The organism is Parahaliea mediterranea (assembly GCF_017255185.1).
In the GTDB taxonomy this organism is placed as follows: Bacteria; Pseudomonadota; Gammaproteobacteria; order Pseudomonadales; family Halieaceae; genus JAFKCZ01.
This window is the reverse complement of the sequence record NZ_JAFKCZ010000024.1, coordinates 21,067-34,565: the sequence shown is the minus strand read 5'-3', so window position 1 is coordinate 34,565 and position 13,499 is coordinate 21,067. Positions and strand designations below refer to the sequence as shown.

The following is a 13,499-nucleotide window of genomic DNA, read 5'->3' as shown; positions in this document are numbered from 1 at the left end:
TGAATCAATGAGTCACTTGTGTCTGATAATAGTTGTAGCTACTACCTCAACAAGTGCCCACACATCTGTCTTCGTCTTCTTGTTAAACAACCCCGTACCGCTCGGGTTCCGGGTGGTCAGTCTGGCCGCCGCTAGCGCTTGGCTGGGTGGCTGCCCCTGACTGAGGACGCGTATTATACTGATCGGCGTTTCGTTGGCAACAGATTTTTGCATTTTTTTGCAGCGATCTGCGCTTCACCTAACAGCTCACCTTTTTAGCCTAAGCTATTGAAAGCTCAAGACTTTCAAGGTGCCTCCGGGAGGCCGTTTGCGTCCTTGCCTCACCGAAGGACGCGAACTATACGCAGCGCTTCCGGGCAGCGCAAGCCCTTTGTGAAAAATATTTTGGCGGCGCCTGTTTTTGGCCTAAAAACAGGCGCGGAAAACGCCTACGCCACCTCGAAAAGGTGGTACTTCTTCTTACCCAGGCGCACCAGGTAATAGCCACCGAACAGGGCGCGCCCCCGTGCGAAGACTTCCGCAGGGGCGCCATTCTCCTCCCAGCCGACCGACGCGCCGTTTACCAGCACCGCCTTGCGACCGAGCGCATCCTTGACCTGTTTGCCCGACGCGGCCATGCCGGCCTCGGCCAACATCTGGGTCACGGTTTCCGGCAGCTCGCCCCGCGCCACCCGACTGGCGGGCAGGCCGTCCTGGCGCAACTGGCGGAAATCATCTTCGGACAACCCGCCCAACTCGCCGCTGAACAACGACTCCGTAATGCGCAGCGCCGCGGCAAGCCCCTCCTCCCCATGCACCAGGCGGGTGACCTCCCGGGCCAGCACCGCCTGCGCTTCCGGGCGCCCCGCCCGCTCCGCGTCGGCGCGCTCCAGCTCGTCGATCTCCGCCACAGGAAGGAAAGTAAAGTACTTGAGGAAGCGGTACACATCCGCATCGGCGGCCCCCAGCCAGAACTGGTAGAAGGCATAGGGCGACGTGCGGGCGGGATCCAGCCAGACAGCCCCGGATTCGGTTTTACCAAATTTGGTGCCATCCGCCTTGGTGATCAGGGGCACGGTGAGCCCGTATACCCGGTCACTGTTCATGCGCCGGGTGAGATCGATACCCCCGGTGATATTGCCCCACTGGTCGGACCCACCCACCTGCAAGCCGCAACCGTAGCGGCGGTTGAGCTCCGCGAAATCGTAGGATTGCAGGATCATGTAGGAGAACTCGGTAAAGCTGAGGCCGCTGCCCTCGCGCTCGAGGCGCTGCCGTACCGACTCTTTCTGGATCATGGCATTGACCGAGAAGTGCTTGCCCACATCCCGCAGGAAGGCCAGCACATCCAGACCGGCCATCCAGTCCAGGTTATTCACCACCTCCGCCGAATGATCGCCGGCATCGAAATCGATAAAGCGGGAAGCCTGGTCGCGGATCTTGTCGACCCACCCCGCCACCACCTCGGGTGTATTGAGCTGCCGTTCCTGGGCCTTGAAACTGGGATCACCGATCAAGCCGGTGGCACCGCCCACTAGCGCCAGCGGCCGATGACCCGCCAGCTGGAAACGACGCAGCATCAGCAACGGCACGAGATGGCCGATGTGCAGGCTGTCCGCGGTGGGGTCGAAGCCGCAATAAAGTGTGCGCATTCCGCCATCGAGCCAGGCGGGAAGCTCATCCTCGCCGGCCACCTGGAAAACCAGTCCGCGTGCGCGGAGATCAGCTAAAAGGGCACTACTCATCACTACAATCTCAATTAAGGGGTAAAAAGAGGGGTTGGAAAGGGGCGAAAACTTTACATTAAGCCCGAAAAACTGGGAATGGGAATAATACCGCATCTGTTGATCTACGGGGTTTTTTAATATACTCCAGGCACAACGGAGTGAGACGAAAGAGCGGGACATGAAAGCACGCGCGAAACCGCGAGGGGCGACTGCGATCAACCACCAGCCGACAGCGGTACCACACAAGCACCTGCTTGCGGTGGCGGTACTATCCGCCTGCGTGGCCGTGGCGGCCAGCCTGGCCCCCGGCGGCCAGGTGGAAGCCAATCGCGAGGCCGTTAGCGAAAACAACGAACAGGAACAGACGGTCGCGCGCATTCTCGCCGCCACCGAGCCCGCCGTCGAAGTACTGGCACAGCCGGCGACTGGCGGCGACACCGCCCCCGACGCCACCGCCGCCGTGGATTCGGCCCTGGCGGCACGGGCGCAGGCCCCCGCTTCCGAGCCGCCCGCCGGGGAAACCGCCCCCGAATGGGTCGAACAGACCGTTCGCAGCGGCGACAACCTGTCCTTGATATTCAAACGCGCCGGCTTCGACAACGGCGACGTGCACCAGGTGGTCTACGAGTCGCCCGAAGGCAAGCGACTGGAGCGTATATTCCCGGGGCAGACCGTGGCGTTCCTGGCCGGGAACGAGGGCGAATTGATCGGGGTCAGGCACGTTATCTCCCCTCTCGAAACCATGACCTACCAGCGCGCCGAAGACGGCCTGTTCGCCGCCGAGCACACGCTGCGCCAACCCGAAGTGCGGGAGGCCTGGGCCAGCGGCAAAATCACCTCCTCGCTGTTCATGGCCGGCCAGGACATGGGGCTGTCACAAAGCAAGATCCTGGAACTGGCCAATATCTTTGGCGGCGTGATTGATTTCGTACTCGACCCGCGCAAGGGCGACACCATCCACGTGGTCTACGAAGAGCACTACCTCGACGGCGAGAAGTACCGCGACGGCGCCATCATCGCCGCCTCGTTCACCAACCAGGGCGAAACCTTCAACGCCTATCGCTTCGAAGACAGCGCGGGCGATGTCAGCTACTACAACGAAGACGGCGTCAGCATGCGCAAGGCCTTCCTGCTGGCCCCGGTGGACTTCACCCGCATCAGCTCCAACTTCAACCTGCGCCGGCTGCACCCCATCTACAAAACCACGCGCCCCCACCGCGGCACCGACTACGCGGCACCGACCGGCACGCCAGTCTACGCCGCGGGTGACGGCCGGGTCGTGGAAGCCGGCTACAGCCGCGCCAACGGTAACTACGTCTTTATCCAGCACGGCAATCGCTACGTCACCAAATACCTGCACCTCCACAAGCGCAAGGTGAAAAAGGGCCAGCGCGTGGCCCAGAGCAACGTGATCGGCACCGTCGGCAGTACCGGCGCCGCCACCGGTCCGCACCTGCACTACGAGTTCCTGGTCGACGGCGTGCACCGCAACCCGCGGACCATTCACAAGGAGCTGCCCAAGGCCAAGTCCCTGCCGAAAACGGAAATGCCGAGCTTCCGCAACGCCATCAGCCCGGCGTCCCAGCAACTGGCCTCACTGCAGTCAGGCTCGCGCCTGGCGCTGAACCAGGCCGGCGACAACAGCCAGCGCTGAACCGGCGTGAGTCCCTCGCTGTATGCCGGGCTCATGTCGGGCACCAGTGTGGATGCCATCGACTGCGCGCTGGTGCGCTGCGGCGCCGACACCGTCGAGCTGCTGGCCACCCTCGAGCACCCCATTCCCGGCGAGACCCGGCGACACATTGCCGCCATCAGCCGGCCCGGCGACAACGAGATTGAACGCCTGGGCACACTCGACCGGCAACTGGGCCAGCTCTTTGCCGAGGCCACCCTGGCCCTGCTCGACAGCGCCGGCTACACACCGGACGCGATCGCGGCGGTGGGCAGCCACGGCCAGACTATCCGCCACCGGCCGCCGCTCGACCAGGCGTCGGAACAAGCGGCCTTCACCCTGCAAATCGGCGACCCCAATACCATCGCCCAGGCCACCGGGATTACCACCGTGGCGGATTTCCGCCGTCGCGATATCGCCGCCGGCGGCGAAGGCGCCCCCCTCGCCCCGGCCTTCCACGCAGCCGCTTTCGCCGCGCCCGGGCTGCGGCGGGCCATCGTCAATATCGGCGGCATCGCCAACGTAACGCTACTGGAGGGCAGGGGCTCGGTCCTGGGCTTCGACACCGGCCCGGGCAATACCCTGCTCGACCACTGGGTGGCGCGCCATCGCGGCACTCGCTACGACCGGGACGGCCAGTGGTCGGCGGAGGGCGAGGTCGACACCACCCTATTGGCGGCGCTGCTGGATCACGAATACCTGGCGCGAAGCGGCCCGCGCAGCACCGGCAAGGAAGCCTTCAACCTCGAGTGGCTGGACCGCTGTATCGGCGACCTGGGGCAGACGCCCGACCCGCAGGGCGTGCAGGCCACGCTCGCGGAGTTCACCGCCGAAAGTATCGCCCGGGGAATTCACGGCAGCGCGTCGCGAGTCGAGGAGGTGTATGTCTGTGGCGGCGGGGCGCGCAACACCGACCTGATGCGGCGCCTCTACCGCAAACTGCAACCGGCCACGCTGGACATCACCACGGCCCTGGGCCTGGATCCGGAGTGGGTGGAGGCGGCGGCGTTCGCCTGGCTGGCTTGGCGCACGATGGCGGGACTGGCGGGCAACATCCCCGCGGTAACCGGGGCCGACAGCGAAGTGATCCTGGGCGGCATCTATCCCGGCGGGCCGCCGGGCGCGGCGACAGGGCCTGCTAGATAGAGAAGGAAGCGCCGCAGCCGCAGGTGGTGGCGGCGTTGGGGTTGTTGATGACGAAGCGCGAGCCCTCGAGCCCCTCCGTGTAGTCGACCTCGGCCCCCGCCAGGTACTGGAAGCTCATCGGGTCCACCAGCACGGTGACACCGTCCTTTTCGATGGCGGTGTCATCCTCGGCGGCGTCCTCTTCGAAGGTAAAGCCGTACTGGAAGCCGGAGCAGCCACCGCCGGTGATGTACACCCGCAGTTTGAGGGCCGGGTTCTCCTCTTCCTCCACCAGCTCGCGCACCTTGCTCACGGCGCGGGGCGAGAGATTGAGGCTGGCCGGGTTGAATGACTCAGCGACTGACATGAACGGATTCCGGGCCGATGACGACCGTGGGCACAATGAATGAACTCTGATTGGCTATTATCGTAAGACCGAGTAAAACAGTCAACTTTTACGCATAACGGGTATAACGGCCCGCTTGACCCCGGTCCGGACCGACGGACCTAGCCTTTGGCCAGGGCGGTTTCCGCGGCGCCGTCTCGACCCACTTCCGCAATCTCCACGGCGGGGTCCGGGGCACGCTCCGGCCTGTCGTCAACCTCCTTGCCATCGACATGCATCAACCGGCCGTTGACTTCCGAACCCACCGCCATCTCGACCAGGGTATAAAACACATCGCCATGGACCCGCGCCTTGGACGCGAGTTCGAGGTGCCTGGCGGCGTGGACATCGCCGTCGACGCGGCCGTTGATCATGATCGCCGGGGCGCGTATCTCGCCTTCCACACTACCCGCGTCCACCACCCGGACCAGCGCGTCCTTGCCCGGCTGGGCGACAATATTGCCCCTGACCAGGCCCTCGATGTCGAGGGTGCCGCTGAAATGGATATCCCCGACAACCTCAGTGTCCCGTGACACCAGGGTAGTGCCTCCAGAGACGCGGCCCCGCGGCTTCTTACTTCCCAACATGGGTAAATTTCTCCTGTAGCTGCCAGGGGTAACTCTCCCTGACCTCCAGCCGGCGCGGACTGCTCACCGCCGCCAGCACTTCGACCGCCTGGGGCTCAAAGTCCTCCGGCAGCTCCAGCTCGCCCTCGATCGCCTGGAAATAGCGAAAACGCAGGGGAATATCCCCGTTTTCCACGTCTCGCGCCAGTTCCGACAGGGGGTAGCTTACTGGCTGCCCGTCGGCCAGTCCAAGCACCTCGAGCCGCAGCGTGCCGCGCACGACCTCGTGCTTGCGGGCTTCCTGCTGGGCCACCAGGCGATAGGCGTATCGGCCGGGGGTCTCCCGCGCCATCAGCTCCAGGCCGCGCAGGCTGAAGCCCTGGGCAATCTCCCCCGGCGCCATCAAGCTGCGATAGAAACGCAGGCCCTCGTCGAGATCGGCAATCTGTTCGCGCTGGCGGGCGAGATCCTGTCGCACCATCTCCAGGGCGGCCCGGTCCACCTCGTGACGGGTGTTAGCCGCCCCCAGCTGCCGCTCCAGGTCCGCGATCTGCTGGCGAGCCTGGGGCAGTGCGCGCTCCAGCTCGCGATAGCGCTCCGGGTCCATGCCCATACCGCTGTAGGCGGCGCGCTGCCCCAGGTAGATTCCCAGACCCAGCAAGAGGGCCGCGCACAGGGTCGCCGCCAACACCACAATCTGCCGGTGGCGGACGTGATAGCGGCGTACGACCGTCCTGTATTGCCCCTGCGTCAGGGCAACAGGCCCACCTGGCCGAGGCCGCGATCCTCGGGCAGGCCAAGCATGATATTCATGTTCTGGATCGCCTGGCCCGAGGCCCCCTTGACCAGGTTGTCGATGGCGGACAACACCACCACCGTATCGCGCTCCTGGGGTACCACCAGGGACAGCTGGCAGTGATTCGCCCCTTTTACGGTGCGGGTTTGCGGCAGCATCCCCACGGGCAATACATCGACAAAGGGTTCGCTGGCATAGCGCGCCGTAAACAGCCCGTGCAGCTCTTCGACGCTCTTCGCACCGGGGGCCCCGAGCCGCGCAAACAGGGTGGCGTGGATACCGCGAACCATGGGCAACAGGTGCGGGACGAAGGTCACCGCCACCGGGCCGCCGGACACATCCGCCAGGCCCTGCTCGATTTCCGGCAAATGGCGGTGCCCGGCGGCGGCATAGGCCTTGAAGCTGCCGGAAACCTCGCTCAACAGGTTGTCCACCTTGGCCTGGCGTCCGGCGCCGCTGGCGCCGCTGGCGGCACTGGCGATCAAGTGGGCGGGGTCGACCAGGCCCGCTTCCAGCAAGGGAATGAAACCGAGCTGGATGGCGGTGGGGTAACAGCCCGGACAGGCCACCAATCGCGCCCCGGCAATCCGCTGGCGGTTGACTTCCGGCAGGCCGTAGACCGCGTCGTCGAGGAGTTGCGGGCTGGCGTGGGGCTCCCCGTACCAATCCGACCACAGGGCCGCATCGCGAATACGGTAATCCGCGGACAGGTCCACAACCCGGGTGCCGCGCTCAAGCAACTCGGGCACCAGATTCATGGCCACGTTGTGCGGGGTGGCGAAAAACACCAGGTCACAGCCGGCCAGCAGCTCGACATCGGGCTCGCTGAAGGCCAGGTCGTAGCGCCCCCGCAGGTTGGGAAACAGCGCGTCCACGCGTCGGCCCGCCTCGGCCCGCGAGGTGATCGCCACCACCTCGGCGTCCTCGTGCTGTGCCAACAGGCGCAGCAATTCCACGCCCGTGTAGCCGGTGCCGCCTACGATTCCAATTCTGACCATGGCCAATACCTCGCCGTCCTCCCGGGTTAACAGTGTACGCCGCCGGCAACGCGCATTCAGGCGTGCCGCCGCGGCGGCCGCACAGTATAAAAGTAAAACCCGATGAATTAACCCGGAAATTGCACAAGTACGGCGAATCTGCCGGCAAACACCCGCCAACCGCCGCAGATTGCGGGTTAACTGGTAAACTGCTTTTTTTGCCAGCGGGAAACGCGGGATTGTACAGGTTGCTCAATACCTACCGACGCTATCTCACCAACTACCACTCGGTGCTCGCCTACGCGGTGCTCGGCGTGGTGGGCGGCGTCGCCTCGGGCCTGACCGTGCTGGCCTTCGAAACCGCGATTGCCGAACTGGCCCGCCTGTGGGGTGTCGGCGGTGGCGGCGAGGCCTTCGAGGCGCTGCCGCGCTGGCAGTTGTTCGCGCTGCCCACCCTGGGTGCCCTGGCGCTGGGCCTGGGCTTCTCGCTACTCAAGCCGGAAAACCGGGAAACCGGGATCGTGCACGTGATCAGCCGCATGCACAGTGACTACGGCGTGCTGCCCCTGCGCAATGCCCTGGTGCAATTCATCGGCGGCGCCTTCGCCCTGGCCACCGGCCAATCCGGGGGCCGGGAGGGCCCCGGCGTGCATCTGGGCGGCGCCATCAACAGCCTGCTGGGGCAGCACCTGGGCCTGCCCAATAACAGCCTGCGGGTGCTGATCGCCTGCGGCACCGCCGGCGGCATCGCGGCGGCCTTCAACACCCCCCTGGCGGGAGTCATCTTCGCCATGGAGGTGATCGTCGCGGAGTACACGGTGGCCGGCTTTATCCCGGTGATGCTGTCGGCGGTCTCGGCCTCGGCGATCGCCCGCAACCTCGGCGGCGGCGCGGTGCTGTTCAGCATCCCCGCGGTGGAGCTCAACTCACTGTGGGAGCTGCCCTATATCGTGCTGCTCGGCATCTGCTGCGGCGTCGCGGTCACCGCGTTCATTCAGCTCAGCCGCCTGTCGACCCGCCTGTCGCACTGGCCGGTGGCGCTGCGCTTTACCCTGGCGGGCGCCCTGACCGGCGCGCTGGCGCTGCTGGTTCCGCAGACCCTGGGCATCGGCTACGACACCCTGAACCTGGCCCTGCAGGGCGAACTGCTCCTGCCGCTGCTGCTGGCCATCGCGGCGAGCAAGCTGCTCGCCACCGGCGTGAGTTGCGGCGTGGGCATGCCCATCGGGCTGATCGGCCCCAACCTGCTGATCGGGGCCTGTCTCGGCGGGGTGCTGGGCCTGGTCGGGCAGGGCTACGCGCCGGAGCTGGCGTCAGAAATAACGCTGTACATCGCCCTGGGCATGGCGGCCTGCATGGGCGCGGTGCTGAACGCCCCGCTGGCGGCGATCCTGGCGGTGATCGAACTCACCCAGTCGGCCAGCGTGGCGATGCCCGCGCTGCTGGCGATCATCGCCGCCAACCTGACCAATAACGGCGTGTTCCGCCAGCGCGCGGCCCACCAGACGGTGCTGCGCCAGTTGCGGCGGGTGGTGCCGGACGACCCGCTGAACCAGCTGCTGCACCGCACGGACGTGACGTCCAACATGGAGGTCAGCGTGATCAAGATACCGATAGAGCTGGAGCGCTCGAGCATCCCGGCGCTGATCAATGCGACACCGGCCTGGTGCCTGGTGACCCGCGAGGGCGAGGATCTGTTCCTGCTGCGGGGCCAGGAGTTGGCGCAGTGGCTGGGGCAACACGTCCCGGAGGAGGGCCCGATCAATCTCTCGGAGGCGGACCTGCGGCGCTGGTCGATCGCTCCGGTACCGGTACAGGCGACCCTGCGCCAGGCGATGGACCGCCTCAAGGAACGCACGGCGGAGGCGGTGTGCGTGTACGGGCGCAGCGCCAGCGGCAACCGCGTGCTGCAGGGGATCGTGACCCGCGAGAGTATCGAGCGTTTTTCGCTCGCCAATTTATAGTGGAATTTGCCATGCTGTGGCTGAAGGCCTTTCATATTATTTTTGTGGTGTGCTGGTTCGCGGGGCTGTTCTACCTGCCGCGCATCCTGGTGTATTTCGCCGCCAGCGAGGACCCGGCGACCCGCGCGCAGCTGGCGGTGATGGCGCGCCGGCTGTACCGCTTTGTGACGCCCTTTATGGTGTTGGCGATCGCCTTTGGGCTGGCGATGATTGCGCAGAACCACGCGTACTATTTGCACGCGGGGTGGTTGTGGGTGAAGCTGGTTGGTGTGGCGTTTCTGGTGGGCTACCATATCCAGTGCGGGCGCTACGTGCGGGCGGTGAACGAGGACACGGATTCGCGCTCCCATGTGTTTTACCGCTTTTTCAATGAGGTGCCGGTGTTGTTTCTGTTTGGCATTGTGTTGCTGGCGGTACTCAAACCGTTCTAGACCGGGTGGATAATTTGCCGGTGAGCGCCGATAATTCCCCACGTCCAGACTGCTGGCCCTCGAAGGGTTCCGGCCCCGGACCGCAGGGCTCCCGTCGGGACACGCCGTAAACCCATCCATGGGGGCTCGTACTCGACGTCCATGTCTCACACGGTCCCGCCGGGAGCCCTGCGGCCCGCGGCCTCAGTGCAAATTCCACGATGAGTGCCTTCGATCGGCACAATCGACCTTCGACATTATCTCCGGGAGACCCATGACCACTTCCCAACAACTCTTCGAACAGGCCAAAACCCACATCCCCGGCGGGGTGAACTCCCCGGTGCGCGCCTTCAAGGCGGTGGGCGGCACGCCGCTGTTTATTGAACGCAGCGAGGGCGCCTACATTTTCGACGCCGAGGGCCAGCGCTATATCGACTACGTGCTGTCCTGGGGGCCGATGCTGGTGGGGCACAACCATCCGCAGGTGCGCGAGGCAGTGATCCGTCAGTGCGAAAAAGGCCTGAGTTTCGGCGCGCCGACGGAGCTGGAGACGCAGCTGGCGGACCGGCTGTGCGAGATCATGCCCAATATGGACCTGGTGCGCATGGTGAACTCGGGCACGGAGGCGACGATGAGCGCGATTCGCCTGGCCCGCGGCTATACCGGGCGGGACACGATCGTGAAGTTCGAGGGCTGCTATCACGGCCACTCGGACTCGCTGCTGGTGAAGGCGGGCTCGGGGGCGCTGACCCTGGGCGTGCCGAGTTCGCCCGGGGTGCCGACGGCGCTGGCGGATCACACGCTGACGCTGACCTACAACGACGCGGAGGGCCTGCGACGGGCTTTCGCGGAGCACGGCGAGGCCATTGCCTGCGCGATTGTGGAGCCGGTGGCGGGCAATATGAACTGCATTCCCCCGGAGCCCGGTTTTCTGGAGGCTCTGCGGGAGGTCTGCACCGCCAGCGGCGCGGTGCTGATCCTGGACGAGGTGATGACCGGTTTCCGCTTCGGCCTGCAGGGCGCCCAGGGGCACTACGGCATCGAGGCGGACCTGACCACGCTGGGCAAGGTGATCGGCGGCGGCATGCCGGTGGGCGCCTTCGGCGGCAAGCGGGAGATCATGGAGCAGATCGCGCCCCTGGGGCCGGTGTACCAGGCGGGGACGCTGTCGGGGAACCCGATATGCATGGCGGCGGGGCTGGCGACGCTGGACATTCTGTCGAAGCCGGGCTTTTACGACCCGCTGTTCGCGCGCACCGCGCTGCTGTGCGAGGACATGGAAGCGGCGGCCAAAGAAGCGGGGGTGCCTTTTACCACCAATAGCGCGGGCACGATGTTCGGGGGCTTTTTCACCGGCGAGCCCCGGGTCACCAACTACCAGCAGGTGATGGCCTGCGACACGGCGGCGTTCAACCGCTTTTTCCACGGCATGCTGGCGCAGGGCGTGTACCTGGCGCCGGCCTCCTACGAGGCGGGCTTTATGTCCGCCGCGCACACCGATGCCGATATCGAGGCGACGGTGGAGGCGGCGCGGCGGGTGTTTGCGGGCCTGGCGGCGGGGGGCGCGGCATGACCTCCTCCACGTTTTCAACGTCGCGGGGACCATTTCCCACTACCCGTATGCGGCGCTTGCGCGCCAGCGCCTTTGCCCGTGACCTGGTGCGCGAGAACCGCCTCAGTCCGGCGGACTTTATTTTCCCCGTGTTTGTGCTCGAAGGCAGCGGCCAGCGCGAGGCGGTGCCCTCGATGCCGGGCGTCGAGCGGCTCAGTGTGGACCTGTTGGTGGAGCAGGCCCGCGAAGTGGCCGCCCTGGGCATTCCCGCGCTGGCCTTGTTTCCGGTGGTGCCGGCGCAGCGCAAGTCCCTCGACGCCGCCGAGGCCTGGAACCCCGACGGCCTGGTGCAGCGGGCGGTGAAGACGCTGAAGGATGCGCTGCCGGAGCTGGGCATCATCACCGACGTCGCCTTGGACCCCTACACCACCCACGGCCAGGACGGCATCATCGACGACACCGGCTATGTGTTGAACGATGTCACCAGCGAGACCCTGGTGAAGCAGGCCCTGTCCCACGCCGTCGCGGGGGCCGATGTGGTCGCGCCTTCCGACATGATGGACGGGCGCATCGGCGCGATCCGCCAGCGGCTGGAAACCGAGGGGCACCTCAATACGCTGATTCTCGCCTACGCCGCCAAATACGCCTCCAGCTACTACGGCCCGTTCCGCGACGCGGTGGGCTCGTCGGGCAATATCAAGGGCGGCAACAAGTTCAGCTACCAGATGGATCCGGGCAACAGCGACGAGGCCCTGCACGAGTGCGCGCTGGATCTGGCCGAGGGCGCGGATATGATCATGGTCAAGCCCGGCATGCCCTACCTGGATATCGCGCGGCGGGTGAAGCAGGAGCTCAAGGTACCCACCTTCGCCTACCAGGTCAGCGGCGAGTACGCGATGCACATGGCGGCCTTCGAGCGCGGCTGGCTGGCGCAGGAGCCGGTGATGCTGGAATCCCTGCTGGCCTTCAAGCGCGCGGGCTGCGACGGCATTCTCACCTACTTTGCCGTGGCGGCGGCGCGGGCGTTGCAGTAGGACCATGCGCCGCAATCTCCTCTTCCTCGCACTCGCCCTGCTGGCCGCCCGGCCGGCCTTCGCCGACTGCGAATGCCTGTGGCAGGGCAGCTTCGACGAGGTGCAGGGGAGCACGGACCTGGTGGTGAGCGGCACGGTGGTCGAGGCCGCCGGCAACTCCATCGACCTCGAGGTGAAGCGCGAACTGCGCGGCGGCCGGGAGTTCGACACCATCCGCGTGTGGCTGAAAACCGGCGATTACTGCCGCCCGGAACCTGAGGTCTTCCCCGTCGGCAGCCAGTGGGTAATGGCGCTGCACGAAATCAGCGAAACCGTCCCCGGGGGCTTCAACCCGAACACGCCCAACTACAGCTACGGGCGCGTCGGCGACTACTGGCTGTCGAACTGCGGCGGCTACTGGCTCAGCCGCGAGGACGACTGGGTTACCGGCAACCTGGTAAACGCCCCCCGCTGGGTGCGCGAACCCCAGATGACCCCGGTGATGCTGGAGCTGGTGGCGGACTACGTGCGCGGCGAGGCCTCGAGGGAGGCGCTGCTGCGGGCGAGCCAGGAGGATCCGGCGGTCAGGGAACTGATGCTCGACACCAAGGCCTTCCTGCGCGAGGGCGATTGAGGGCTCCGCCGAAGGCTCGCTCCGCCTCAGCCCCGGCGCCAGACCTTGCGCAGGGGGTTGCGGCCCTCGACCAGGTCCATCAATTCGTCCAGCATCATCAGCGACAGCCCCCAGATGCGACGCCCCTGGTAGAAATAGCAGGGCAGGGTCAGGTTGACCTTGCCCCGCGCCCAGGTCATGGACTCGCGGCGGTCGGTATCCAGCAGGAATTCCAGCGGCACCCAGACCACCTCCGCCACCTCGTGGTTGATCCGGAAGCGGACCTCCCGCTCGAGGCGAAACACGAAGGGGGTTACCGCCATGCCCAGCAATCCCCCGCGCGGGCTGGCGCGAATATCGGACAGGCGACCAATACAGCTGGCACAATCGCCCAGGCGGATGCCGACCTCTTCCTCGGTCTCCCGGTTCGCCACCTCGAAACCGTTGGCGTCCTCCGGGTCCATGCGCCCCCCCGGGAAGGCCATGTGCCCGGACCAGGGATCGCCTTTCCGCTCGGCCCGTTTGATCATTAGAATGTGCAGCTCGCCCTGGCGCACACTCAGGATCATCGCCACCGCGGAGCGCCGCATGAAGCGCCGCAGCCATTTTCTACCGGGGCGGTGCGCGGTGAGTCGATCCTCGATGAGTTGCAATAGCGAAACTGACACGTGGCGTGGCGGGCCTGACTGAACGTTCCCGGATTAAGCCAGCCCCTCGCCG

Annotated in this window: 13 protein-coding genes; 7 read left to right on the top strand and 6 right to left on the bottom strand. The window is 65.8% G+C overall.

What is annotated here, in order from left to right:
- Positions 1-428: 428 nt before the first annotated feature.
- Positions 429-1,724 (bottom strand): tyrosine--tRNA ligase, encoded by a 1,296-nt coding sequence (tyrS, locus tag JYP50_RS21175; RefSeq protein ID WP_206562571.1) that lies wholly within the window; start codon positions 1,722-1,724, stop codon positions 429-431.
- Positions 1,725-1,884: 160 nt separating this feature from the next.
- Between tyrS and JYP50_RS21170 the strand changes: the two genes are divergently transcribed.
- Together JYP50_RS21170 and JYP50_RS21165 are read left to right on the top strand one after the other, a co-directional pair.
- On the top strand, positions 1,885-3,360 hold the full coding sequence (locus JYP50_RS21170) for a peptidoglycan DD-metalloendopeptidase family protein (protein WP_206562570.1): 1,476 nt from the start codon (positions 1,885-1,887) through the stop codon (positions 3,358-3,360).
- Between the two features lie 6 nt (positions 3,361-3,366).
- Positions 3,367-4,524: an anhydro-N-acetylmuramic acid kinase gene (locus tag JYP50_RS21165; RefSeq protein WP_206562569.1), complete on the top strand. Its 1,158-nt coding sequence runs from the start codon at positions 3,367-3,369 to the stop codon at positions 4,522-4,524.
- On the opposite strand, the gene erpA is transcribed toward JYP50_RS21165, so the two are convergent.
- The 4 genes from erpA to argC all read right to left on the bottom strand — a co-directional run bounded on the left by erpA (position 4,517) and on the right by argC (position 7,248).
- Positions 4,517-4,870 (bottom strand): iron-sulfur cluster insertion protein ErpA, encoded by a 354-nt coding sequence (gene erpA, locus JYP50_RS21160; protein ID WP_206562568.1) that lies wholly within the window; start codon positions 4,868-4,870, stop codon positions 4,517-4,519. The two genes, JYP50_RS21165 and erpA, sit on opposite strands and share 8 nt — an antisense overlap.
- Positions 4,871-5,010: 140 nt before the next feature.
- Positions 5,011-5,424: a bactofilin family protein gene (locus tag JYP50_RS21155; RefSeq protein WP_347136890.1), complete on the bottom strand. Its 414-nt coding sequence runs from the start codon at positions 5,422-5,424 to the stop codon at positions 5,011-5,013.
- Positions 5,425-5,461: 37 nt separating this feature from the next.
- Complete coding sequence (locus JYP50_RS21150) at positions 5,462-6,145, bottom strand: DUF6776 family protein (RefSeq protein ID WP_206562566.1); 684 nt, start codon at positions 6,143-6,145, stop codon at positions 5,462-5,464.
- A gap of 59 nt (positions 6,146-6,204) precedes the next feature.
- Entirely contained in the window at positions 6,205-7,248 is a 1,044-nt protein-coding gene (gene argC, locus JYP50_RS21145) for an N-acetyl-gamma-glutamyl-phosphate reductase (protein WP_206562565.1), read from the bottom strand.
- Positions 7,249-7,466: 218 nt separating this feature from the next.
- Between argC and JYP50_RS21140 the strand changes: the two genes are divergently transcribed.
- The 5 genes from JYP50_RS21140 (at position 7,467) to JYP50_RS21120 (ending at position 12,800) form a co-directional block, all read left to right on the top strand.
- Positions 7,467-9,191, top strand: a complete 1,725-nt coding sequence (locus tag JYP50_RS21140) for a chloride channel protein (protein ID WP_206562564.1) — start codon at positions 7,467-7,469, stop codon at positions 9,189-9,191.
- Positions 9,192-9,202: 11 nt separating this feature from the next.
- The gene (locus JYP50_RS21135) at positions 9,203-9,622 is read left to right on the top strand and encodes a CopD family protein (protein ID WP_206562563.1); all 420 of its coding nucleotides are present in this window, start codon (positions 9,203-9,205) and stop codon (positions 9,620-9,622) included.
- Positions 9,623-9,875: 253 nt separating this feature from the next.
- Positions 9,876-11,174, top strand: coding sequence for a glutamate-1-semialdehyde 2,1-aminomutase (gene hemL, locus JYP50_RS21130; RefSeq protein ID WP_206562562.1), 1,299 nt, complete (start codon positions 9,876-9,878; stop codon positions 11,172-11,174).
- Positions 11,171-12,187, top strand: coding sequence for a porphobilinogen synthase (hemB, locus tag JYP50_RS21125; protein WP_277602587.1), 1,017 nt, complete (start codon positions 11,171-11,173; stop codon positions 12,185-12,187). Before hemL ends, hemB begins: the two co-directional genes overlap by 4 nt.
- 4 nt (positions 12,188-12,191) lie before the next feature.
- On the top strand, positions 12,192-12,800 hold the full coding sequence (locus tag JYP50_RS21120; RefSeq protein WP_206562560.1) for a delta-aminolevulinic acid dehydratase: 609 nt from the start codon (positions 12,192-12,194) through the stop codon (positions 12,798-12,800).
- A gap of 26 nt (positions 12,801-12,826) precedes the next feature.
- On the opposite strand, the gene JYP50_RS21115 is transcribed toward JYP50_RS21120, so the two are convergent.
- Positions 12,827-13,447, bottom strand: coding sequence for an NUDIX hydrolase (locus tag JYP50_RS21115; RefSeq protein WP_347136889.1), 621 nt, complete (start codon positions 13,445-13,447; stop codon positions 12,827-12,829).
- Positions 13,448-13,499: the final 52 nt, after the last annotated feature.